Below are 24,385 nucleotides of genomic sequence, written 5' to 3' on the forward strand. Positions count from 1 at the left end.
GAACCTCGTAGTCTTGAGCTAAGTTAAAACAATAGATGAGATAAAGGTTATCCATGAGCGATATTCATGAGCATAAGATACTGATCCTCGACTTTGGATCTCAGTACACCCAGCTAATTGCCCGTCGTATCCGTGAAATTGGTGTTTACTGTGAGTTATGGGCGTGGGATGTGACCGAAGCCCAAATCCGTGAGTTTGCCCCTAACGGGATTATCCTCGCTGGCGGCCCAGAAAGTGTGACTGCCGACAACTCTCCCCGCGCACCAGAATATGTGTTCAATGCTGGCGTACCCGTTCTAGGGATCTGCTACGGCATGCAAACCATGTCTGAGCAGCTGGGCGGCAAAGTAATTCAAGGCGTGGGTGAAGGCGAGTTCGGCTACGCTCAAATCGAAATGTTAGCGCAATCGGCTCTGTTTAAAGATATCGAAGACGCAGTGAGTGCCGATGGCAAATCTCTGCTCGATGTGTGGATGAGCCATGGCGATAAAGTTTCGGCTATCCCAGAAGGTTTCGTGGCCGTTGCTAAAACCGATACTTGCCCATTTGCGGCCATGTCTTGTGAGGAAAAACGTTTCTACGGCGTACAGTTCCACCCTGAAGTAACCCATACCCGTCAAGGTATGCGTATGCTGTCGCACTTTGCCTTAGATATCTGTGGTTGTGCCGCAAACTGGAAGCCGTCATCCATTATCGAAGACGCCATCGAGCGCTTGAAAAAGCAAGTTGGCGACGATGAAGTGATTTTAGGTCTGTCTGGTGGTGTGGATTCATCTGTCGTGGCCATGCTGCTACACCGCGCAATTGGTAAGAAGCTGACCTGCGTATTTGTTGATAACGGCTTACTGCGTTTAAACGAAGCGAAGCAAGTGATGGAAATGTTTGGCGACCACTTCGGTCTCAATATTGTCCATGTGGATGCGGAAAACCGCTTCCTCGATGCGCTGAAAGGCGAAGCCGATCCAGAAGCGAAACGTAAAATCATCGGCCGTGTATTCGTTGAAATCTTCGACGAAGAAGCCAAGAAATGCGTTAACGCGAAATGGTTAGCCCAAGGCACTATCTATCCAGACGTGATTGAATCTGCAGGTAGCGCTACTGGTAAAGCACACGTGATCAAATCGCACCATAACGTTGGCGGTTTGCCAGATGATATGGAGCTAGGTCTGGTTGAGCCACTGCGTGAACTCTTTAAAGATGAAGTGCGTAAGATTGGTCTCGAGTTAGGTCTGCCATACAACATGCTTTACCGCCACCCGTTCCCAGGCCCAGGTTTAGGTGTACGAGTACTTGGCGAAGTGAAGAAAGAATACTGTGATTTGCTGCGCCGCGCTGATGCGATTTTCATCGAAGAGCTGCACAAGGCTGATCTTTATAACAAAGTCAGCCAAGCCTTTACCGTGTTCTTACCGGTTCGCTCTGTCGGTGTAATGGGCGATGGCCGTAAATACGATTGGGTGGTGTCACTGCGTGCCGTTGAAACCATTGATTTTATGACCGCGCACTGGGCACATTTGCCATATGATTTCCTTGGCCGCGTATCAAACCGCATCATCAATGAAATCGACGGTATTTCCCGCGTAGTTTACGATATTTCAGGTAAGCCACCTGCAACTATCGAGTGGGAATAATTCTCTGTTTTGATGACATGATGCATTAACGAAAAGGCGCCAAGTGCGCCTTTTTTGTTGGTTATGGGTATAATTGCCCACATTGTTGATAAAAGAGAATCCTTAAGTGGAGCAGACAAAACTGAACCCAAAAACCTTGCATGCGAAGACGCTCAGCTCTGATGAACTTGGCGCTGATGAACTTGGCGCTGATGAACTTGGCTCTGTTGAACTTGGCTCTGTTGAACTTGGCTCTGTTGAACTTGGCTCTGTTGAACTTGGCGCTGATGAACTTGGTTGTGATGAAGCTAGTGGTAATGTGTTAATTGGCGAGCAACCTTGTCTCAATCAAGCGAGTCTCAATCAAGTGGATGTTGAACAACCTCGAGTCGATGAACATTGGATGCGTGTCGCAATGGCCATGGCTGAAAAGGCTGAGGCTGCGGGTGAAGTACCTGTGGGGGCGGTTTTAGTCAAAGAGGGTCAGCAAATCGCCACTGGATACAACTTGTCTATCAGTGAGCACGACCCGTGCGCCCATGCTGAAATTCAGTGTTTGCGAGCAGCGGGACAGACGATTGAAAACTATCGACTCCTCGATACCACTCTTTACGTTACCCTCGAGCCTTGTGCAATGTGCGCCGGTGCTATGGTGCATAGCCGGATTGCCCGCGTGGTATTTGGGGCAAAGGATGAGAAGACGGGCGCTGCAGGAACCGTGCTTAACCTCTTGCAGCATCCAGCCTTTAATCATCAAGTTGAGATTACATCTGGGGTGTTAGCGCAGGACTGTGCTGACCAATTGAGCCGCTTTTTTAAACGTCGCAGGGAGGAAAAGAAGGCTTTAAAACAGGCTCAAAAGGCGCAGCAGGGGACGCTATCCTAAGGAGTTTGGGGACTCGCTTAAGCGTTAGTCTTGGGCTTGGAGAAACGTAAAAAACAGTTTGTGGCGATTCAGCACCCGGCGATGGCGAATTTTCAATGTGGTGCGACGGCGTGATGCGCTGTTATTGATGGTTTTTCTTCTCATATAGACCCCGTTTTCAATCTTGTTATTGTCTAGGTTAAGGCTATTTTGCTTTGGTTAACGGCTATGGGTTAACGCGCAATGATGATTATATTGACCTGTAACTATGACAGTATCAGCAGAGATCTCAGGCGGCAATCCCCCTCGATGCATCTGCTCTATAAAGCAGCGTTTTTAGCCGAAAGCTAGCTCACTTTAGCCTGTGTTGGCTTAATCAAAGATTAAAATCGTGGTTTGATGGCCGCAAAAAAGCAAGGCTGCGGCGCAAGTCAAGTGATTGAGGGGGAAGCGGTTAGGGCTATTTCGGCTTATCTGGGCTGAGGGTGCCGGGCACTGGCGCTGGGCCATCTTCCGAGGCGAGGTCGCTCGGTTCTTCCTCATCGCTATTTTGTTGTTTAGATTGATTATCGACCCAGACTAAGGTGTCGTAATAGCGGCGAATGCTGTCGACGTAATGCACGGCTTCGCTACCACGGGCATAGCCATAACGGGTCTTTTGGTAATATTTACGCTTTTGCAGCAGTGGCAATACCTTTTTAAGATCCCGCCAGGCGTTGGGATTAAGCTCCATGGACTCGGCGAGCTTACGCGCATCTTCCACATGGGCATAACCGATATTGTAAGAGGCCAGCGCAAACCACATGCGTTGACTCTCGGGGATAGACTCGGGCAGACGGTTGATCATATCCCGTAAATAAGCGGCGCCGCCGCGAATACTCTCTTCCGCATCGAGGCGGTTCGTAATGCCAATTTCTTTGGCGGTTGGCTGTGTAAGCATCATCATGCCGCGCACCCCAGTCGGCGAGCGGGCATTAGGATTCCAATGGGATTCTTGATAACTGGTCGCCGCTAATTTTCGCCAATCTAAGTCTCCGGCGTGGGTTTCGAAAAGCTGACGATAACGCGGCAGCACAGTTTCGATGGCACGTAGGAAGGCGCGGGTATCGATATAGTCGAAACGCTTAACGTGGCCAAAGTACTTTTCGTTTAAGTGATCGAGTGTGCCGGCGAGTTTTTCTTGGTGCCAAAACGCCAATAACTGACTCATCAAACCGTCACTGTGTGTGGGGGGAAGTAACCAAACCACATCGAGCTTTTCTTCTAGCACGAGCCCTGAACGCAGATCCGGTAAGTAACGGCGGTTAATCTGCACGCTGCTCGAGTCGGCGATGGTGTAGTCGATTTCCTTGTTGGCGATCATCGCTAGCAGCTCTTCGCTGTCTTTATCTGTGACTTGATCCCACACCAGCGTCGGATGGCGTTTCTGTAATTGCGTCAAGGTTTCCACAAAAGAAGAGTCGGCAATTACGGTAATTTTGCCTTTTAAATCTGTGATGTCTTTGGGTGTTGGCATGCCTTCACGGTAAACCAGTACTTGATTGACGCGATACAGCGGCGGGCCTAAACGGAATTGTTCGCGCCGCGCAGGGGTTTCTGTCATCCCCGCGGCAATGATATCAATCTCGTTTTTTTTCAATGCTTCATAGAGTTCGGCGCGGTTGGTGTAGGGCACCATTTTTAAGGGCACATCGAGATACTCGGCAAAGAGCACCGCCATATCGTAATCGAAGCCGCTGTTACCTTGGCCCGAGGTCATATAAATTTGCGGGCCATAAAGGGTGCCGACCCTTAATTCGGTGAGTTTATGGGGAACATATTCTGTTTCTTCCACGGTCACTTGCTGACACGCCGTCAGTAAGAAACCTAAGATAATCGCGAACAGAAATCGAGTCATTAAACACACTTTATTAAATAAAATCAAAATGATGAACAGTAGAAGGTCAGTGAGGTAACAAGGATAAACTGGCTGACATTGCTGTGATTATATCCGTTTGTCGCCAATTACGTAAAAAAATCGTACCGCATGGAATACGAAGGAGGGGAAAAGGGCCGCTTTTTATCTTAATAGGAAACACTGTTTTACGTAAGGTCACAGGTGATTTGTGACAGACATTTCCTTATAATAGCGCCATCTCTGACCCCTGCAATTATAAATATAAGGTGAATTGACGTGATGGAGATCATCCGCGGAGCCCCAGCACTCTCGACGTTTAGAGTGCAAAAGCTAATGGAGGCCTGCGTAAACGCTGCGCTTCCGGTACGCCAAATCTATGCTGAGTATGTTCATTTAGCGGATTTGAGCGAGTTGCTTGAGACCAATGAGCGTGAGCAACTTGAAAAAATTCTCACCTATGGACCTGCTATCGAAGCCCATACCCCCCAAGGTTCACTCCTGTTTGTTACTCCCCGCCCCGGCACAATTTCCCCATGGTCTTCTAAAGCCACTGATATCGCCCACAATTGTGGTTTAGGTAAAGTGAAGCGCTTAGAGCGTGGTGTTGCCTATTATGTGGAATCAGACACTTTGACTGTCGAGCAACAGCAAACCCTCAAAGGGTTATTGCACGACCGTATGGTTGAAGTGGTTCTGGACGATTTTGCTAAGGCCGATGTGCTGTTTAAGCGCACAGAACCTGCGCCTTTCAAGAGTGTGAACGTGTTGGCTGAAGGTCGCCGCGCACTTGAAGTGGCCAACGTCGAAATGGGTCTGGCGCTCGCCGAAGATGAAATCGATTATTTAGTCGAAAACTTTGTGCGTTTGAACCGCAATCCAAACGATATTGAACTGATGATGTTTGCTCAGGCCAACTCTGAGCACTGCCGTCACAAGATTTTTAACGCAGATTGGACAATTGATGGCGAGGCGCAGCCTAAGTCTCTGTTCAAGATGATTAAAAACACCTTTGAAACCACACCAGACCACGTGTTATCTGCCTATAAAGATAACGCCGCTGTGATGGAAGGTTCGGTTGCGGGACGTTTCTTCCCCGATCCAAACGGTGTTTACAGCTATCACACTGAACCAATGCACGTACTGATGAAAGTGGAAACCCACAACCATCCTACGGCAATCAGTCCATACCCAGGTGCGGCGACGGGTTCAGGTGGTGAGATCCGCGACGAAGGTGCAACCGGTCGTGGCTCTAAACCTAAAGCGGGTTTAACTGGCTTTAGCGTATCGAATTTAAAAATCCCAGGGTTTGTACAACCATGGGAAGGTAGCTACGGTAAGCCTGATCGTATCGTCAGCGCGCTGGATATCATGACCGAAGGCCCATTGGGTGGCGCGGCGTTTAACAACGAGTTTGGTCGTCCAGCCCTGTTAGGTTACTTCCGTACCTATGAGCAAGAAGTCTCTAGCCACAACGGCGTAGAAGTCCGTGGTTATCACAAGCCCATCATGTTAGCCGGTGGTTTAGGTAACATCCGCGAAGAGCACGTACAAAAAGGCGAAATCACCGTGGGTGCTAAGCTGATCGTACTCGGTGGCCCTGCGATGAACATCGGTCTTGGCGGCGGCGCAGCCTCTTCTATGGCGTCGGGTCAATCGAGCGAAGATTTAGACTTTGCATCGGTACAGCGTGAAAACCCAGAAATGGAGCGTCGCTGTCAGGAAGTGATCGACCGCTGCTGGCAATTAGGCGATAAAAACCCAATCCAATTTATCCACGACGTTGGCGCGGGTGGTTTATCTAACGCTTTCCCTGAGTTAGTTAACGATGGCGGCCGTGGTGGTATCTTCAATCTGCGCAACGTGCCATCGGACGAGCCGGGCATGAGCCCGCTGGAGATCTGGTGTAACGAATCGCAGGAGCGTTATGTGCTTTCGGTTGCTGCCGAAGACTTGCCTTTATTTACTGCAATTTGTGAGCGTGAACGCGCACCGTTTGCGGTAGTGGGCGAGGCGACGCAAGAGCAGCATTTAACCCTAGCCGACAGCCATTTCGATAACAATCCTATCGATTTACCACTCGAGGTGTTATTAGGTAAAGCACCTAAGATGAGCCGTAATGTGGTATCCGCTAAGGCGGTTTCACCTGCACTTGAGCAAAGCAACATCGATGTGAAAGAAGCGGTCAAACGTATTCTTAGCCTGCCAACCGTGGCGGACAAAACCTTCCTTATCACCATTGGTGACCGCACGGTAACGGGCCTAGTGAACCGTGACCAAATGGTTGGCCCATGGCAAGTACCCGTGGCTGATTGCGCGGTAACGGCGGCAAGCTTTGATACCTATGCCGGTGAAGCCATGTCTATGGGTGAACGTACGCCGCTGGCACTGCTCGATTTTGGCGCCTCTGCCCGTATGGCAGTTGCCGAATCGATTATGAACATCGCGGGTGCGGATATTGGTTCGTTCAAACGTATCAAACTGTCGGCTAACTGGATGTCTGCCGCGGGTCACCCTGGCGAAGATGCGGGTCTTTATGAAGCAGTTAAGGCTGTGGGTGAAGAGCTGTGTCCAGAGCTGAGCCTGACCATTCCTGTCGGTAAAGACTCCATGTCGATGAAAACCGCATGGCAGCAAGACGGCGCGAACAAAACCGTGACGGCACCTATGTCGCTGGTCATTTCTGCCTTCGGTGTGGTGCAGGATATCCGTAACACGGTAACGCCTGAACTTCGCAGTGATAAAGGCGAAACCTCGCTGTTATTAGTTGACTTAGGCGCTGGCAAAAATCGTTTAGGCGGTTCTTGTTTGGCACAGGTTTACGGTGAGTTAGGCGATATCGCGCCAGACTTAGACGATGCAGCTCTGTTGCGTGGTTTCTTCGAAACCATGCAAAAGCTGGTGGCGAAGAAGTCAGTTATTGCATATCACGATCGCAGTGACGGTGGTTTATTCACAACGTTAGTGGAAATGGCCTTTGCGGGTAACACGGGTCTGTCTATCGACTTAAGTGCACTGCAAGGTACTGACGTTGAACGTCTATTCAATGAAGAACTTGGTGGCGTACTGCAAGTGAGCCGCGCTGATGCCGAGCTTATCGCTGCGCAATTTGCCCAAGCAGGCGTACCTTGCCACATGATTGGTACTCTGGCGAATGACCAACGCGTAACCATTAAAGATGGTGCGCGTGAAGTGTTCAGCGAGACACGTGTTGCACTGCGTACTTTATGGTCTGAAACCACTTACCGTATGCAAGCGCTGCGTGATAACCCAGCCTGTGCATTAGAAGAGTTTAAGCTCAAACAGGATGAAACAGACTTAGGTTTAACGGTTAACTTAAGCTTCGATCCAAGTGAAGATGTTGCTGCGCCGTACATCCTCAAAGGTGCTGCACCTAAGATGGCTATTTTGCGTGAGCAGGGCGTTAACTCTCATGTGGAAATGGCGGCCGCGTTTGACCGCGCAGGTTTTGAGAGCCTTGACGTGCATATGTCTGACATTCTGTCAGGCCGCATTAGCCTCGAAGAGTTCCAAGGTCTGGTGGCCTGTGGTGGCTTCTCCTACGGTGACGTATTAGGTGCGGGTGAAGGTTGGGCTAAGTCTATCCTGTTCAACGAGCGTGCTCGCGATGAGTTCTCACGCTTCTTCGAGCGCGACTCAAGCTTTGCCCTCGGTGTGTGTAACGGTTGCCAAATGCTGTCTAACTTGAAGGAAATCATCCCTGGTAGCGAGCACTGGCCACGTTTCGTGCGTAACCGCTCTGAGCGTTTCGAAGCGCGTTTCAGCTTAGTAGAAGTGCAGCAAAGTCCTTCACTGTTCTTCCAAGGTATGGCGGGTTCACGTATGCCTATCGCCGTGTCCCACGGTGAAGGACATGCAGAGTTTGCGAGTGCGCAAGCACTGGCCTTAGCTGAGGCTTCTGGCACTATCGCGCTGCGTTTTGTGAATGGTAATGGTGAAATTGCCACCCAATACCCACAAAACCCGAACGGTTCGCCAAACGGTTTAACCGGTATCTGTACTACCGATGGCCGTGTGACGCTGATGATGCCACATCCTGAGCGTGTATTTAGAACGGTTGCGAACTCTTGGCACCCAGATAACTGGGGTGAAGACAGCCCATGGATGCGTATGTTCCGTAATGCGCGAGTCAACTTAGGCTAAGGTTTTTATTGAGAAAACCAGGACTTAAGTGAGCAAAAAAAGGAGCGAAATTTTTCGCTCCTTTTTTATATATAAAACGCATCTTTAAAAAAGATAAGGTATTTTAAGATCTTAGTCTTATATTTGTTAAATCTAATAAAATGAAGTTCAAAAATATCAATCTTAAAGACTAAATACCCCTTAATAAGTAGTTCACACAAGTGAAACAAAACTGACTCGCCTTAATTTAGTTGCTGTACTTGCCCGTATTCTCGAGACATAAAAGCAAAAAGCCCCCAACTCATCGAGAAGGGGGCTCGTTTTGCGCTAACAAAACTTCAAATCAAATCAGTATTATTTCAGAGTAAGCGGTGAACGATTACAGCTCACGAGCTGTATAAAGTTCAACAAAAACACGCTTATAGCTGTTAACCAGACGTTCAAATAAGTTTGTCATATCTCTTTCTCCACACCAAAGTTATACCTATGTGCGCGGAGTTTGGCTTGCCTGGGGCACTTCACCAGTCACATCAAACCGTCTCCTTAACACAGGAGATATATTAACCAGTCCAAGTCGTCTTCTCAAACGAAAAAAAATACATTTTATCATTAGTAAAACTAATTAATTTAAGTTTTGAAATATTCTGGATTTTATATTTAACTATATTAAAAATGTTTATTTTGAATGGTTTAATATTTTTTGTGGTAATGAAATAGATAATGTTTTATTAGTGTAAATGTTGTTTTAAATTTGTTTTTAGTGATTTTTGGTGTTTATGCATTAAATTTGCGTTCAAGTTGGTGAAAACTGGCTTTTTAATTCAGCTTAGTATGTTCTCTACCCCATAATTATGACTATGTCAACAGTGGGTAAAAGTGAAGTGTGTGCCCCGTTGCAAAACCCATCTAAAGCCCTGAGTTTGATTGATTTGAATCAAAGGCGGGTGGTATAAAATACTCACAAATGAAAGCGATTAAATATCTTAACTATCTGATATTTATATCGATGGGATCATTTGTAGGATTGGGTGGTGAGGTGAAAGTCTCAAAGCCGAGCGATAGTGTGACTAGGGTCTCAGTATGCGAGGAAAAAGGGGATTTTTAAGCCTTGCTGCTTCGATGTAATGAAAAAGATGAAATTTAACGGTTTATACTGGATTCAGCTATAAACACAAAATGAAAACTCACTATCCTACAAAGGCACTTGCTACGAATGGCTCAAGTAGTCGTAGCAATTGGACGCACCACGTAAGGAGTCACCGATGATTGTTGAAGAGGTTGTTGAGCTATCACGGTTGCAGTTTGCGCTGACAGCCATGTATCACTTCCTGTTTGTTCCCTTAACCTTGGGGTTGGCATTTTTGCTGGCTATCATGGAATCACTCTATGTGATGACAGATAAACAAATTTATAAAGATATGACTAAGTTCTGGGGTAAGTTGTTTGGTATCAACTTTGCCTTGGGTGTTTCAACGGGTTTAGCGATGGAATTCCAGTTTGGTACTAACTGGTCTTATTATTCGCACTATGTGGGTGACATCTTTGGTGCACCACTGGCCATTGAAGGATTAATGGCGTTCTTCTTAGAATCGACCTTCGTGGGTATGTTCTTCTTCGGTTGGGATCGTTTCTCCAAGCGTCAACACTTAGCGACAACCTGGTTGGTGGCCTTTGGTTCCAACTTCTCCGCATTGTGGATTCTGGTGGCAAACGGTTGGATGCAAAACCCTGTGGGTAGCGTGTTCAATTACGAAACCATGCGTATGGAAATGACCAGCTTTGCTGATGTTATCTTCAACCCTGTTGCACAGGTGAAGTTTGTTCACACTGTGGCTTCTGGCTATGTGACTGGCGCAATGTTCGTATTAGCGATCAGCTCTTACTACATTCTGAAGAAACGTGACTTACCTTTTGCACGTCGTTCATTTGCGATTGCAGCCAGCTTTGGTATGGCGTCTATCCTGTCTGTTATCGTTCTGGGTGACGAATCGGGCTATAAAGTGGGTGAAGCGCAGCGCGTTAAGTTAGCGGCAATTGAAGCTGAGTGGCACACAGAGCCAGCTCCTGCAGCCTTTACTGCAGTCGGTTTCCCAAATCAAGAAACCATGCACACCGATTTTGCGGTTAAGATCCCTTACGCTATGGGTATCGTGGCAACACGTTCTTTAGATGAAGAAGTGACTGGTTTACGTGACTTAGTGGCTGAACACGAAGTGCGTATTCGCAACGGTATGAAAGCTTACGATATGCTGGTGAAACTGCGCGCTGGTGATAAGTCTCCAGAGTTACGTGACGCGTTCGAAGCGGCGAAAGTTGACTTAGGTTACGGCTTACTGCTGAAGCGTTACACCGACAATGTTGTAGATGCGACAGAAGAGCAAATCAAAGCGGCAGCGAAGGATTCTATCCCGAATGTGGCACCGATTTTCTGGAGCTTCCGTGTGATGGTTGGCTTAGGCTTTGTGATGTTGTTTGTGTTCGCGGCAGCCTTCTGGCAAAGCACACGTCATCAGATCGAAGAGAAGAAATGGGTACTTAAAGCAGCACTCTTTAGCTTGCCATTACCTTGGATTGCGATCGAGTGTGGTTGGTTTGTGGCTGAATATGGCCGTCAACCTTGGACCATCTCTGAGGTGCTGCCGACCTTTATGTCTGCTTCGAGTTTAACGACTGGGGATCTGTGGTTCAGTATTATTTCGATTTCACTGTTCTACACTGTGCTGCTGGTGATCGAAATATTCTTGATGCTTAAGTTTGCCCGTCTTGGCCCTAGCAGTTTAAAGACTGGTCGTTATCACTTCGAGAAACTAGAAGCCTAAGCAGAGGATTTCATTATGTTTGATTATGAAATATTGAGAGTTATCTGGTGGGCTCTGATCGGCGTACTGTTCATCGGATTTGCGGTCACTGACGGTTTTGACATGGGCGTGGGTGCACTTTTACCGATTATCGGTAAAGACGATACTGAGCGCCGTATTATGGTCAACACCATTGCTCCCCATTGGGACGGTAACCAAGTATGGTTAATCACCGCAGGTGGTGCCTTGTTTGCGGCATGGCCTATGGTGTATGCAGTGTCTTTCTCTGGCTTCTATGTGGCCATGATGTTAGTGCTGTTTGCCTTGTACACTCGTCCTGTCGGATTTGACTATCGCTCTAAGATTGAAAATCCAAAATGGCGTAAGTCGTGGGACTGGGCATTGTTCTGTGGTGGCTTTATTCCACCGCTGATCATCGGTGTGGCCTTCGGTAACTTACTCCAAGGTGTACCATTCAATTTCGATGAGTTCCTGCGTGCGACTTATCACGGTGGTTTATTTGGCCTGTTGAACCCATTCGGTTTACTGGCGGGCTTAGTGAGCGTGAGCATGTTTATGATGCAAGGCGCTGCTTGGTTACAAATGAAGACCGACGGTGAGCTGCGTGTACGTGCCGCGAATGCGACTCAGCTATGTGCACTGTTAGTGGCAGTATTATTTGCCGCTGCGGGTGTGTGGTTAGCCAATGGTATTGATGGTTATGTTATCACTTCAACCCTTGACCACCATGCACTGTCTAACCCAACGCTGAAAACCGTTGCGGTTGAATCTGGCGCTTGGTTAGCCAACTACGATAAGTATCCTATTACTATGCTGTTCCCAGTATTAGGTGTGGCATTACCACTGCTGGTTATCCTAGTGAGCCGCTTAAATCGTTCAGGTTTTGCGTTCTTATTTAGCTCGCTGACAGTGGCTATGGTGATCTTAACTTGTGGTGCAGCAATGTTCCCATTCGTTATGCCATCTTCATTAGATCCTAACGTGAGCTTAACCATGTGGGATGCGACTGCGAGTGAAATGACATTAACTGTGATGACTTGGGCGGCGATTATCTTCGTTCCAATCGTGTTAAGTTACACTGTATGGACTTACTTCAAGATGTTTGGCCGCTTAAACCGCAAACATATTGAAGATAACAAAGCCTCACTCTATTAGAATTAAGGAGCATCTACTATGTGGTATTTCACGTGGATATTAGGGGTTTTGTTAGCCTGTTCTTTTGGTGTGATCAACGCCCTGTGGCTTGAAAACACGGAGAACATGGACCGCTCAAGCGATGACGCTGAGTAATAGCTAACCTCCTATAGCTGAACCCTTTAAAACCCCGCAACAGCGGGGTTTTTTATTACCACGTGATTAAGCTTAAGGGATTCGCTAAGGTGGCTTGGTTTGCTGAGATATGTTGTGCCACAACAAGCAAGAAGTTAGCTACGGGTTTCCATAAGAAACACGGCTCAATTTGATTTTGCTGCGCTGCATCGATATGCCTCACAGCTTATTAAAGCGTTAGTTCAAGCCTATCTGTAATCTTATGCTGAATTGCCAAAGCCAAAGCCAAAGCCAAAGCCAAAGCCAAAGCCAAAGCCAAAGCCAAAGCCAAAGCCAAAGCCAAAGCCAAAGCCAAAGCCAAAGCCAAAGCCAAAGCAAAAGCCAAAGCCAAAGCTAGCAGGTTGCTCGAGCATGAAGCAGCACTAATGTGATAGGCGTTTCGCGTGGTTTACCTTAAAGTTTTGCTGAATGAATTTAGCAATGTGGACTTAACTGAATAGATGTAACTTAAGTAGAAAGTCAAAAAAATACCGCCCAAGTGGGCGGTATCTTAGTAAAGAAATGATTTGATTTAGGCTTTAAATTGGCTGATTTGCTGTTTAAGCGCGACGGCGAGGGAGGATAGATCATTCGCCGAGTTCACTGTTTCGGCCGCTCTGTGCTCACCTTCATTAGCCAGTTCGCTTATCTGATGCAGATTATGGGTGATCTCTTGGGCAACGCTGCTCTGCTGCTCAGTGGCCGAGGCAATATTGCGTGAGCTAATCGCCAGTTCGCCAATTCTGCGGGTGATTTCCTCCAGCTGCTTGCCGGTTTCTTCCCCTTGATTAGCCGAGGCGATACCCAGCTGGTGGCTCTGCGCCATTTGGCTGGTGGTCGTTTTCACTTGAGATTGTAGCTTATCAATGGTTTGCGAAATCTCTAGAATAGAGGATTGTGTCCGCTGGGCTAAGGTTCGCACCTCATCGGCGACCACGGCAAAGCCTCGGCCCTGTTCTCCTGCGCGGGCCGCTTCAATGGCCGCGTTGAGTGCGAGCAGGTTGGTTTGTTCGGCAATGCTGTTAATCACCTCGGTGACTTTACTGATGGCCTCACTCTCTTGACTGACTTTTTCGACGGCCTGATGGCTACTACTGAGCTGTTGGCTCAGTTTCAACAGATCTTGCACCACTTGGGTTTGTTGCTGTTGGCCTTCTTTGGCGGCGAGATCCACTTGTTGGCTCTGGTTCGCGCCATCTTGAGCATGGTTGGCAACATCGCGGATAGAGGTGGACATTTCTTCAATCGCGGTGGCGATTTGATCCGTTTGTTGCATCAATGCCTGGGCTTCTTCACCGTTTTGCTTAGCAATCCGCTGCGCCTTAGAGGCTTGCTGTTCAATGCTTTGCACCGAGGCTTGTAGTGCACTGATTAATTGTCGCAATTCAGATGACATGGTCGACACGCTGGTGGTGATCTTATCGACCTCGTTTTGACTATCACTGGCCGATGGTGGAAGTGGATGACTAAAGTCCCCCGTGCCGAGGATTTCCATATGGCGTTGGAGTGTATGTAATGGCTTGAGTGAACGTATCAGCACTAGGGACAAGAGTACGGTAATAAGCACTATACCCGTGACCGCCACTATGGCGTTGATAGTGAGTAGCAGTAGGCTCTCTTCATTTAACTCGTTTGCATTGACTTGGCCAATCAGCATCCAATTCCAACCATTCACCGTTTGGGTGTAGGCAAACATAGGTTGGTTTTTACCGTTGGTGTAGCGCCATTCCGCTTGGTCCTGTGTGGCTTGGCTAAGGGTTAATCCATCGAGCATGGACTCAGTTACTGGCTCACCCGCATTAAATTTAGGGTTTGCGACTAGTACATTGTCGGCTTTGCGCATTAACAAGAAACTACCAGTTTCTTCTAGGATGATTTTATTTACCGCGGCTTGTAACTGGGTGAGGGACTGAGTGATTTCAAACCCTATGTATAAGATCCCTATCACTTGGCCTTGAGTGTCTTTAATCGGACGGTAGACTGTCATGTAGTCTTTGCCAAAGAGCTTGGCGTAGCCTTCATAAACCTCACCTTTGATAAGTGTTGGATAACCGGGATGGGTTTTACCGAGGAAGGTACCGAGGGCACGGCTACCATCGGCCTTTTTTAACGAGGTCGCAATCCGGACAAAATCATCCCCATCGCGTACAAACACTGTGGCGGTTCCGCCAGTGAGGTTGGCAAAGCGATCCACCTTACTCTTTGAGGAGTTAATTTGTTCTTTTTCATGCAGTAACGCTGGGGTGCTTACTCCAAGCACATTCACGGTTTTATCTGGACGACTAAATTGGCCGGGGTACATTTCCTTAAACACATCGGCATTGCGTCTTGCCAGTTGCAGCAAGCTGTCGTATTGCAGTTCCAGCATATCGGAGACAGCGTGCATCTCGGCTTTCATGGCGCTGATGCCTTTATCTTCGAGCACGTTTGATGCGGATTTATAGGATAGGGTACTCAGTATGCAGAAAATGATCAGGGTAAGGACAAAAGCGAGGGCACCGATCTGTTTTGCAATAGGCCAATTTTTATAATTCATTGTGTGATCCTATAGGGTAAAGGTTAATGCTAATGTAACCTAAGTTTTACGCCATGGTCTTGATATGGGTCTAAGATTTCCTATTATTTATAGATAGTTCGCTCACACAATACCAGTTAGACCAGTCATTACTTTAGTCGGAAGGAATAGATATCTGAGTAGTAGTAAGGAGACTAACACAAGAGTTGAGGGGCTAAACGGAAGTATCCCTGTGGTTTACTGCGGTTAAGTCGATACCAGAAACAAGGAGTGACACTATGCTAGGCGAAAATCACGCATTGGTTTATGAATTTCCCGATTTTGTCGACCATATTCAAAAGCTAAAAACAAGCAACAGCGTTTTTGCCACAATGGCTGAGCGTTACCATGAGTTAGACCATAAGATCCGTGCCCTTGAATTAACTAAAGTGCCCACCGATGATGAGCACTTTGTTGCTTTAAAATTAGAACGACTCCATCTTAAAGATAAATTGTATCAATACCTTGTTCATGACGCGATTTGAGACGATAACGCCGGTGTCGGAGCCGTACGGCGCGTTTTCATCAGCAGCAGATACATGGTCGGTACCCAAACGAGTGAGAGCAGCGTCGTCAGTAAGGTCCCTCCGGCAATCGCGATGGCAAAGGGGGGCCAGAATCCTCCGCCCGCAATAATAAGCGGAATAAACCCGCCGACCGTGGTGATAGTGGTCGAAGTGATATGCCGACCACAACCGCTGACAGTCGTGATAATCACCTCTTTATCACCCGCTCTGGCATTGTCGGTATCTTCCAGTTCGGCCAAAATCACAATCGCAGCGTTGATCGCAAGCCCCATTAGGCCGAGTAGGGCAATGATGACTGGAAAGCCAAAGGGATAACCAAACACATAGACTGCAAGCAACCCAAGCCCCGCCGACTGTAATGCGCTCAGTAAAATAATCGCTGTAAGCCTAAAGGAGTTAAAGGACAGGACGACCGTGGCCAGCAGCAGGGTAACGACCAAAATCAGATTGGAGAGAAGGTTGCCGATCGCCTCATTACGTTTTGCGCTTTCACCGCCAATTTCAATTCGATAACCCGCTGGGAGCGAAATCCCGGCGACTTTATCTTTCACATCGTTTAATACTTGAGCGGGCAATACACCGCTGACGATATAGGCTTCAATCGTGTTGACGCGTTGGCCATTACGCCTAGGGATCGCCCCGCGACTGACTTGCACCTCATTGTGGGATAGCGCAGATAAGGGCACGGCTGTGCCAGAGGGCGTGACTAGTTGAATTTCAGAGAGGCGACTGGCTTGCTCGCGACTGGTGTCGCCCAAACGCACACGAATTGGCAAAGACTCGGTCTGTTCGAGCACACTGCCGCCGATAACGCCCGTCGTCGCCATTTGAACTTGTCTGGCGATATCCGTCAGGGTTAATCCACTGATCAAACTCGCATCTTCGTTCACTTGTAGCCACACCTTAGGAGCGCCGGCGCTTAAAGTGGCGCGGGTATGAAGCACATCGGGCGTGGCGGCTAAGATATTGCGCACTTCATCGCCGAGTGAGCGTAAGGTCTCAAGGTTAGGGCCAAATATCATTAACTCGACTGGCGCATTAAAAGGCGGGCCTTGCTCAAGTTTACGCACTAACACCTGCGCTTCGGGAAATGCCTTATCTAAGGTTTGCTGTAACTCAGGGATGAGGGCGTTAGCCCGCTCAAAGTCACTGGCTTTCACCATGGCCTGAGCATAGTTGGTGGCTCCCTGTTGGCGCTGAGTCAAGTTGTAATAAAACGAAGGGGTATTGCCCCCCACAACCCAATCGACTTGAGTGATGCCCTCGATTTGATGCAATTGCTTATCCATCAACTGTACTTGGTTTAAGGTGTTTTCGAGGCTGACATGGGGCGCGAGATACAGCTCAATTTGGAACATATCCCGATCCGACGGCGGAAAAAACTGCTCAGTCATTTTGCCGGAAGCATAAAACCCTAGCAGGGGAATTATCCCGATAAAGGTAGCACTCAGTAATGGGCGATTTAACGCAAATCTTAGGCTTGCTTGAAAGTAACCACTTACTAAAGGCACATTGATGCCATGTTGGTACCAGACAGGATGTTTACCTTCGAGGCTAAAGCGTCCCGCAAGGCCTGCGATCAAGGTATGGGAAATTACATAGGAACCCAGCAGGGCAAACATCACCGACATGGCGATACCCCCGACAAATTCCCCCGCAGCACCCGGCATCAACACGATAGGAGCAAAGGCTAAAATGGTGGTGATGGTTGATCCCGCCAAGGGTAGCCAGAGGTGATGTAAGGTCTCACTTACCGCGCGTAAGCGGCTCATTCCTTGTTGGCGACGCTGGGCGATGGCATCGACGATCACAATGGCATTGTCCACCATGATCCCAAGTGCAACGACTAGACCCGTAACCGACATTTGATGAATGGGTAGGCCGATATATTTCATACAGGCCAAGGTGAAGAGGGCGGTCAAGGGGAGTGACAGGGCGACGATAATCGCGTTTCTTAAGCCCAAGGTAAGCAGCAAGACCGCCAGAATAATCACAAATCCTTGTAGTAGGTTGATGATTAATCCGCCGAGGCGGTCACTGGTATAGCTGTTCTGCTCAAATAACCATTGTACTTTGATGTTAGCAGGCAGTTCTTGATTGAATTCATCGACCAGCTGTTTGACTTGACCCTGCCAGATATCAACGCGGGTATTGTTGAGCATACGCGCCGCGACAAACACGCCCTGCTCGCCATCAACAAGGGCGATGCTGTCAGCGGGGGTTTTAGGTTGGCGGCTGATGTGGGCGATATCGCCCAAACGAATAATTTGTCCCTGAGTATCGACTTTCAATGGTACTTGGCGAATGCGGCTCTGGGAGTCGAGTTCACCAGAGACTTCAACAAAGGCGCGAAAATTGTTGTTATTGATCTCACCCGCGGCAATTTTACTGTCGGCGCTGCTTAAGATTTTCGCTATGGTTCCCGGCGTTAATTGCAATTGGCTCATCTTATAGCCATCGAGCTGCACCAGAATTTCTTCCTCGGGCGCGCCGTAGAGTTTGACGAAGTCGGTGCCGGATAAGAGTCTCAGCCTGCTTTGTAATTCCTTGGCGTAGCGGTTGAGCATATCCACCCGAGGTTGACTGCTATTGTTCCACACTAGGCTTAAAATGGCGGTATAGGCGTAGCCGACTTGATCGTCTAAAGTTGATGTCTGTACGCCATCGGGGAGGGTGTTTCTGGCATCGGCTAACAGATCCCGCGCCCTAGACCAGACGGGATCTGTATCCTTGACTGTATCTTTTAGCTCTAATTGGATCACCGATATGCCGGGTCTTGAGGTGGATTGAATGAGCTTGATTTCCTCGAGGCGACGCAACTGATTCTCTAATACTTCGGTGACAAGTGCCTCGACTCGCTCGGCGGAGGCGCCGGGATAAGGGGTGATTACCGACGCAAATCGGTTAGTGATGTGCGGATCTTCAGTGCGTGGCAAACTGGATATCGCACCAAATCCAGCGACCAGCAGTAGGGCGATCACTAGGCTGACTAAGCGGCCATTTTCAACGAAGGCTTTAATCATGATTACCTCGTCGACGCGATGGAAGAAACGGCTTGGCCCACCACTAACTTATGCAAGCCTTGAGTCACATATTGTTCATCGGCCTTAATCGCGCCTTGGATATAGGCCATATCTTGAGTGGTGTAGAGGATATCAACATCGCGACGCTCTATCTGAGTTGAAGCGCTATCGGAAGTTGAATGTGAAGGCGGCGTAGTTACATAGATATTCCAGCGGCCGCGGATCCCATCGATAAGTGCCGATACTGGCACCCAATAGCCCGCTTGCTCGACGGTTTGTTGTTGATGCAAATAGGCGATTTCACCGTTGATCACATTGGCATGTTCCGGCAGGCTGATCCGCAGCTGCAGGGTGCGACTAATGGGGTTAACCTCGGCACTGATCCCGGCAATCTTGGCGGTAAATTGCTGATTATGGACGCTCACGGTCACATTCTGCCCATTGACGAATTGCTGTGCGACCGCGACCGGGACACCGATATAGGCTTCGGTATTCACACTGCCAACTAAAATGAACACTGGACTACCTGCTTCGACCACTTCCCCTAGGTTGTGTTGCCGCTGGCTGATGATGCCATTGAAGGGCGCGAGTAGCTGTGATTTGTCGCGTTTAAGCTGGTTTGCCTGTAGAGAGGCCAATAATCGCTTTTTGCCAGCTTCTAGGCTTGCCAGTTGTGTGCGGTTCTCGTCGAGCAACTGCTCTGAGACATAACCAGACTTTTTAAGCTCAAGATTTCGGTTGAGGGTGCTGGTGGCAAGGTCAACATCGGCTTGGGTTTGCGCCAGACTGGCTTGGATTTCCTGATGTTCGGCATCGAGCAAGCGGGTATCGAGCTTGGCCAATACTTGCCCTTGGGTCACCCTAGCGCCGCTATCGACAGTTAACTCGCTGAGCTTACCCGATAATTCGAAGCCTACGCCCGTGGTATTACCCGCGCGGATCGTGCCAGTGAATACTTGCTCACTCTGATAGCTAGTCGACAAGCGCAGTGGTGCCGTCGTCACAGTTTGCAATTGCGCAGCATTGGCATGTTCTGTCACTTCCTTTTGACAGGCCGTTAAGGTGGAGACGGCAATCACGCAAACGTAAAATGCACGCCAAAAACGTCGGGCAGCTAGGTCCATTTAAATCCTTCCATGTAACCTTTAGGTTAAGTTTATGTAACTAGACTTGCTAGTCTAGTTGTGCGGAACTAGACTGTCTAGTCTATTTTGTGCTTAACTAATACGAATTAATTATGTTGCTACCTTGAGTGAAGATATGACTCAGTCCTTCGATATCCCGATGAGCCGCAGTGAACAAAAGAAACAGCAAGTGCTGGTGGCGGCCATTGATTTGTTTTGTCGCCAAGGATTTCCCCACACCAGCATGGATGAAGTGGCGAAACAGGCGGGCGTGTCCAAACAAACGGTGTACTCCCACTACGGCAGTAAAGATGATTTGTTTGTGGCGGCGATTGAATCCAAATGCGTTGGCCATAACTTAAATGCCGACTTACTCAGTGACCCAAGCCAACCCGAAGCGACCCTCACCGAATTTGCGCTGCAATTTGGCGAAATGATCGTTAGCCCTGAGGCGATTACCGTATTTAAAGCCTGTGTGGCGCAATCTGAGAGCCACCCTGAAGTTTCAAGGTTGTTTTTTGAGGCGGGGCCACAGCATATGCTTGCGATGCTGACAAAATATTTAGGGGCGGTTGAAGCGCTTGGAGTGTATCGCTTTTCACAACCGCATCACTGCGCGGTACGTTTGTGTTTAATGTTGTTTGGTGAGTTGAAACTCAGGTTAGAGCTGGGACTGGAGACGGAGAGCTTATTGGGGGAGCGTGAGCAGTATATTCGGGGTTGTGCCGAGATGTTCTTAAAAGCTTATCGGGTGTAACAACATTAAGCGGTTGGTATCAGTTTGTATCTTCTTCGAAAAGAGTGAACTTTTGTTTGAAATCGAGCGTATTATCCGCAACAAATGACTTAACAGTAACGCAAGGAGCAGGCGTGACTAAATCACTTGATTCTCGAGTTAGCATAAAACATAGCCTAGTTTGCATGGGAGTGAGTTTAATACCGCTTTTAAGCTTTTGTGCATCAGCGGCAGAAGCACCTAAGCAATATAAACCCTTTAAGTTGAGCGTATCGCAGATTAGTACCCAGAGAGCCTCGGTTGCCAATGGCGATACCGAGTTGCAGCGGGACAGTTTATTACTCAACGCCAGCGTCAATATTCCACTGGATAAACAATGGTCTATTGGAATGCGTGTCGGTTACGACAGACTCGACTACGATTGGCGCAATATCCGTTTAACGGGGGCGAATAACGCCGCAGGCCTGTTTAGTGATGCGGGTGAAACCTGGGAAAATATCGACCGTTACCGCGCGGGCCTATCCCTTAGCTATCGGATGGATAAGCATTGGTCCTTTATGTTGTCGCCACAACTTCAATATGCCTATGCTGATACTGCGTCAGCTAGCAATGCACAGAGTTATGGTGTGGTTGCGTCGGCCATGTATGCCTTCGAGTCGGGCAATATGCTCGGTTTTGGCGTTGCGTATTTAAACGATATCGATGAAGTGCGCACTATGCCTTATCTGGCGGTGAGTTGGCAGATTAATGATTGTTGGCGGTTAGCTAACCCCTTCCAAGCGGGATTTAGTGGCCCTGCGGGTTTGGAGTTGAGTTATCAAGTGAGCCCTGCATGGAATGTTGGCTTTGGTAATTCACGCCGCACCGAGCGATTTTTAGTCGCCGATAAAGATACCGTGGTGGAGACTAACGAGTGGGTGAGTTATCTGCGTGCTGGTTGGCAAGCTACGCCGGCCATTGCGCTGAATCTTTACGCGGGTTACTACTTCAATGGTGAGTTGGAAGTTACTCATCAAGCGGCGCTCGACATCGATAACCAAGGCGCTGCGGCCTTGGATCTCGAGTTCCGATTTTAATTACTGGCCCAGCATGGCCTCTTTGAGGCTCTTCTGGGCTGGTTTTTCTCCTAGCCAAATTTTAAGTAAGGCCTGGCGGAACATTTCCCCTTCAATTGTGGTTTGTTCTTGACCATTTTTATAGGCGGTAACGCCACGGCTTTTGTTGGCGATCAAGGTGAATTGGTCGCCTTCTTTGATTTCATCCTTAAATAGCGCCATAAAGGCGTCAATTTGTGGCTGAATGTCGGTCGTATTATCGGCGGTTGCGTGCTCAAAACCTTCGGTTATCGCATCACGCATTTTCTCGGACGTAATCATTCCAGACGTAATATTAAGGCGAATCGCCGCAACCGGGGCATTGATCACCTCGGTCATGGTTTTGCTCGGGGTGGGGACATACAGGCTACCCACATACAAATCCATAAAGAATTTGCTGCGAACACCAACGCCATTCAATTGCAGCGTCTGAGCGTTGAGCGTGATGCTGTCGGCGACTTGGACACCAGAGACTTCTTTAGCTTGGGTGAATAGCGGTAAAAGCAAAGCGGTAGTTAGCGTCAGGGTTGAGAGTAACTTCATCATACACCTCATATTTTTTTAGTTATGGTCGCTGAGCGTATCCATGGGATTGACGGCTCAAACGAAGATTAATCTGTTGATTGCCAAGCGATACTAATCGATACCAAAGGGGAGCGATAGCCTAATCTGTGCAGGCTATCGCCGGAGATTTTAACTAGACCGCGCAGCTTTATTTGTCGAGTATTAAGAAAGCGATAGGTGGGTATAATAGCGCGCTTCGTTTAGTTTATGTGGTTAGCCACGAATCCCTAACTTATATTGGCCGTTTTGCTCAAACATAACCGCTTGTTTTTGCTTTGGTGAGATCAGGATTGGGCCATCATCGAAAAACAGAAAGCACTTCCAATTGCGGACAAAGACATCCCAACGAGTCTCTATCACTTGATATTTTTCGTAGCAAAAAAAGACCTGAGTATCGTCTGGCCACTGGATAAACTCGGCCAACATCTCGGGTAGGCTATTATCTTCACTGTCCCACGCACTCTGCCAATGATCCGTTTTGACCCATGCGTTGGCTTTAGCGGCCCAATCCCCTTTAGTAAACTGCTCGGCGCGGCTACTTTTATTGCTAATCCACTGATTCCAAACCAGCATGGCGCTTTTGTCCGTCAGCGGCAGAATGCCAGTCTTGTCATCATCGCTCACAGGCAAGTCTTTGTGGTTAAAAATCCACTTACGGCGATAGGTATCTAAAGGTATATAGGTATGAGCCAAAAAAGCTGTCCTCGGTATATTACGGATTATTCAGGATGAGTGGGTTACGCGAGGTAAGTATACTTTTTTGAGAAAAATTAGGAAATGAAGCTATTAAATCTAAATCTAGTTTCACACTATCTGGTCTCTCCACAGGGACTCGAACCCCGATCGGCCGCTTAGGAGGCGGCTGCTCTATCCTGTTGAGCTATGAAGAGACGCCAGTGATTATACTGGTTTTATCTTTGATTAAAAGGCTTATGATTTAGTTGGTTAAATCTTAAGCGCTATGTCGTTTATCTGTACATTGTAAGCCGCATTTTGGTCAACGAGGACCGCGGTTGCACTCTCTTCGCTGACTTGTTCGATTTTTACCGTTGCCCGGCTCTTGGTGGCGACGGCACGCATTTCGTTGAGCCTATCAGGCAAGTTTTGTTGTAGCACGACCTGAAATTTATCGCCAACTCGAATGCCGTGTTTGCGACCTAAGTTAAGGATAATTCTATCGCCCTGACGGCTGACGACTTGCCCCAACAGTGGTCTGCAATTGAGCGTGTTGTCTATATCTCGAGTTGCTTCTTGCATGATTTGGCTGATATTTCTGCCATAGGATGAACGCCAAAATCGATCACTATTAGGGGCTATTATGGCCTGTTCTTCAAACTCCCACGGGGCAGAGGTACTGTAGGTTTTGCTCCACACTTCCTCGCCGCTAATGCCGTGATAGAGACTGAGCTTAAATTGGAATTGTCTGAGTGGCGCTTCATCCCACCACCCCATAAAGGTTGATTGCACAGGCTCTGTCGATATATCGATGATTTGTGGCAATAAAATATATTGGCTATCGGTGATTTCACTCAACCAGCTTGGGAGTCGATAGCCGCGGATATCGACAAGTTCCTGTGCGATATCAAGCCGCTCTTTGGCATGGATATGGCTAAAACCAGTAGATGAGAAGCCATCAATACTATTACCCAGTTTCTCGGAGATGACTTCTTCAAATCCCGATAATTGTCCGTAGCGTAACTGTGCTCGATCTTTTATTTGCGCTTGGGGAATTAAGATGGCTGCCTTTAATTGGCCTGCAGGACATTGCTGGGTTGGGTCATCATTGAGATCGAGCCTAAGGGAAACATAGATTTTGTTGCCTTGAATACGCTCGCTCACCAATTGAATGCTAATCGCCTGGGCATAACGATTAATTGCAAAGCTGTTTTGCGTTAAGTTGCCATTAGTCGTTTGCTGTTCGCTGGTGATCTGGATACCGGTACTGAGCGTGGCATAACTCACCGCTTGATTGATGGCTTCTTCACGTGCTTGGGCGATATTGCCATTGGTGATCACCGCTTCTCCACTGGCCTCGACCCATTCGGCGTTTGCCTGTGCAGCAAATAGCAGTAGGCTGCTGATTATGAGCAAGTTCTTTCTTAGTATGTTCATCAATAAGCCCTT

General features: G+C 48.2%; 18 protein-coding genes and 1 tRNA gene. 9 read left to right on the forward strand and 10 right to left on the reverse strand.

All coding sequences use genetic code 11. The features are described 5' to 3' along the window. Positions 1–53: 53 nt before the first annotated feature. A complete protein-coding gene (guaA, locus tag SHEWMR4_RS06490; protein WP_011622023.1) occupies positions 54–1,631 on the forward strand; it encodes a glutamine-hydrolyzing GMP synthase in 1,578 nt (525 codons plus the stop codon). Between the two features lie 61 nt (positions 1,632–1,692). Here the strand turns inward: guaA and SHEWMR4_RS21240 are convergent, their stop codons facing one another. Further along, positions 1,693–1,929 carry a pentapeptide repeat-containing protein gene (locus SHEWMR4_RS21240; protein WP_157037037.1) on the reverse strand — a complete coding sequence of 79 codons (237 nt, stop codon included), beginning with the start codon at positions 1,927–1,929 and terminating at the stop codon, positions 1,693–1,695. Positions 1,930–1,977: 48 nt separating this feature from the next. On the opposite strand from SHEWMR4_RS21240, the gene tadA reads away from it, so the two are divergent. Beyond that, positions 1,978–2,496: a tRNA adenosine(34) deaminase TadA gene (gene tadA / locus SHEWMR4_RS21060; RefSeq protein ID WP_157037036.1), complete on the forward strand. Its 519-nt coding sequence runs from the start codon at positions 1,978–1,980 to the stop codon at positions 2,494–2,496. A 439-nt stretch (positions 2,497–2,935) separates the two neighbouring features. On the opposite strand, the gene mltF is transcribed toward tadA, so the two are convergent. Further along, the gene (gene mltF, locus SHEWMR4_RS06500) at positions 2,936–4,372 is read right to left on the reverse strand and encodes a membrane-bound lytic murein transglycosylase MltF (protein ID WP_011622025.1); all 1,437 of its coding nucleotides are present in this window, start codon (positions 4,370–4,372) and stop codon (positions 2,936–2,938) included. A gap of 279 nt (positions 4,373–4,651) precedes the next feature. On the opposite strand from mltF, the gene purL reads away from it, so the two are divergent. The 4 genes from purL to cydX all read left to right on the forward strand — a co-directional run bounded on the left by purL (position 4,652) and on the right by cydX (position 12,621). Continuing rightward, the gene (gene purL, locus SHEWMR4_RS06505; protein WP_011622026.1) at positions 4,652–8,533 is read left to right on the forward strand and encodes a phosphoribosylformylglycinamidine synthase; all 3,882 of its coding nucleotides are present in this window, start codon (positions 4,652–4,654) and stop codon (positions 8,531–8,533) included. A 1,241-nt stretch (positions 8,534–9,774) separates the two neighbouring features. Next, positions 9,775–11,331: a cytochrome ubiquinol oxidase subunit I gene (locus SHEWMR4_RS06510; RefSeq protein WP_011622027.1), complete on the forward strand. Its 1,557-nt coding sequence runs from the start codon at positions 9,775–9,777 to the stop codon at positions 11,329–11,331. 15 nt (positions 11,332–11,346) lie between these two features. Next, on the forward strand, positions 11,347–12,486 hold the full coding sequence (gene cydB / locus SHEWMR4_RS06515; protein WP_011622028.1) for a cytochrome d ubiquinol oxidase subunit II: 1,140 nt from the start codon (positions 11,347–11,349) through the stop codon (positions 12,484–12,486). Between the two features lie 18 nt (positions 12,487–12,504). After that, a complete protein-coding gene (gene cydX / locus SHEWMR4_RS06520) occupies positions 12,505–12,621 on the forward strand; it encodes a cytochrome bd-I oxidase subunit CydX (RefSeq protein WP_011622029.1) in 117 nt (38 codons plus the stop codon). A 239-nt stretch (positions 12,622–12,860) separates the two neighbouring features. On the opposite strand, the gene SHEWMR4_RS20935 is transcribed toward cydX, so the two are convergent. After that, positions 12,861–13,013 carry a hypothetical protein gene (locus SHEWMR4_RS20935; protein WP_011622030.1) on the reverse strand — a complete coding sequence of 51 codons (153 nt, stop codon included), beginning with the start codon at positions 13,011–13,013 and terminating at the stop codon, positions 12,861–12,863. A 158-nt stretch (positions 13,014–13,171) separates the two neighbouring features. Next, a complete protein-coding gene (locus SHEWMR4_RS06525; protein ID WP_011622031.1) occupies positions 13,172–15,175 on the reverse strand; it encodes a methyl-accepting chemotaxis protein in 2,004 nt (667 codons plus the stop codon). A 257-nt stretch (positions 15,176–15,432) separates the two neighbouring features. On the opposite strand from SHEWMR4_RS06525, the gene SHEWMR4_RS06530 reads away from it, so the two are divergent. After that, positions 15,433–15,678 carry a YdcH family protein gene (locus SHEWMR4_RS06530; protein WP_011622032.1) on the forward strand — a complete coding sequence of 82 codons (246 nt, stop codon included), beginning with the start codon at positions 15,433–15,435 and terminating at the stop codon, positions 15,676–15,678. On the opposite strand, the gene SHEWMR4_RS06535 is transcribed toward SHEWMR4_RS06530, so the two are convergent. Beyond that, complete coding sequence (locus tag SHEWMR4_RS06535; RefSeq protein ID WP_011622033.1) at positions 15,663–18,743, reverse strand: efflux RND transporter permease subunit; 3,081 nt, start codon at positions 18,741–18,743, stop codon at positions 15,663–15,665. The genes SHEWMR4_RS06530 and SHEWMR4_RS06535 overlap by 16 nt on opposite strands. A gap of 2 nt (positions 18,744–18,745) precedes the next feature. Next, positions 18,746–19,867 (reverse strand): efflux RND transporter periplasmic adaptor subunit, encoded by a 1,122-nt coding sequence (locus SHEWMR4_RS06540; protein ID WP_011622034.1) that lies wholly within the window; start codon positions 19,865–19,867, stop codon positions 18,746–18,748. A 136-nt stretch (positions 19,868–20,003) separates the two neighbouring features. Between SHEWMR4_RS06540 and SHEWMR4_RS06545 the strand changes: the two genes are divergently transcribed. Both SHEWMR4_RS06545 and SHEWMR4_RS06550 read left to right on the forward strand, forming a co-directional pair. Beyond that, positions 20,004–20,624 carry a TetR/AcrR family transcriptional regulator gene (locus SHEWMR4_RS06545; RefSeq protein WP_011622035.1) on the forward strand — a complete coding sequence of 207 codons (621 nt, stop codon included), beginning with the start codon at positions 20,004–20,006 and terminating at the stop codon, positions 20,622–20,624. 164 nt (positions 20,625–20,788) lie between these two features. Further along, on the forward strand, positions 20,789–21,679 hold the full coding sequence (locus SHEWMR4_RS06550; RefSeq protein ID WP_049764459.1) for a DUF6268 family outer membrane beta-barrel protein: 891 nt from the start codon (positions 20,789–20,791) through the stop codon (positions 21,677–21,679). On the opposite strand, the gene SHEWMR4_RS06555 is transcribed toward SHEWMR4_RS06550, so the two are convergent. The 4 genes from SHEWMR4_RS06555 to SHEWMR4_RS06570 all read right to left on the reverse strand — a co-directional run bounded on the left by SHEWMR4_RS06555 (position 21,680) and on the right by SHEWMR4_RS06570 (position 24,373). Continuing rightward, positions 21,680–22,240 carry a chalcone isomerase family protein gene (locus tag SHEWMR4_RS06555; RefSeq protein ID WP_011622037.1) on the reverse strand — a complete coding sequence of 187 codons (561 nt, stop codon included), beginning with the start codon at positions 22,238–22,240 and terminating at the stop codon, positions 21,680–21,682. It lies immediately after the preceding gene. Positions 22,241–22,474: 234 nt separating this feature from the next. Then, complete coding sequence (locus tag SHEWMR4_RS06560; RefSeq protein WP_011622038.1) at positions 22,475–22,954, reverse strand: DUF2947 domain-containing protein; 480 nt, start codon at positions 22,952–22,954, stop codon at positions 22,475–22,477. Positions 22,955–23,075: 121 nt separating this feature from the next. Then, positions 23,076–23,151: transfer RNA gene (locus SHEWMR4_RS06565), tRNA-Arg, on the reverse strand. 55 nt (positions 23,152–23,206) lie between these two features. After that, complete coding sequence (locus SHEWMR4_RS06570; RefSeq protein WP_011622039.1) at positions 23,207–24,373, reverse strand: flagellar assembly protein FlgT; 1,167 nt, start codon at positions 24,371–24,373, stop codon at positions 23,207–23,209. Positions 24,374–24,385 lie beyond the last annotated feature (12 nt).

Source organism: Shewanella sp. MR-4, assembly GCF_000014685.1.
Taxonomy (GTDB): Bacteria; Pseudomonadota; Gammaproteobacteria; order Enterobacterales; family Shewanellaceae; genus Shewanella.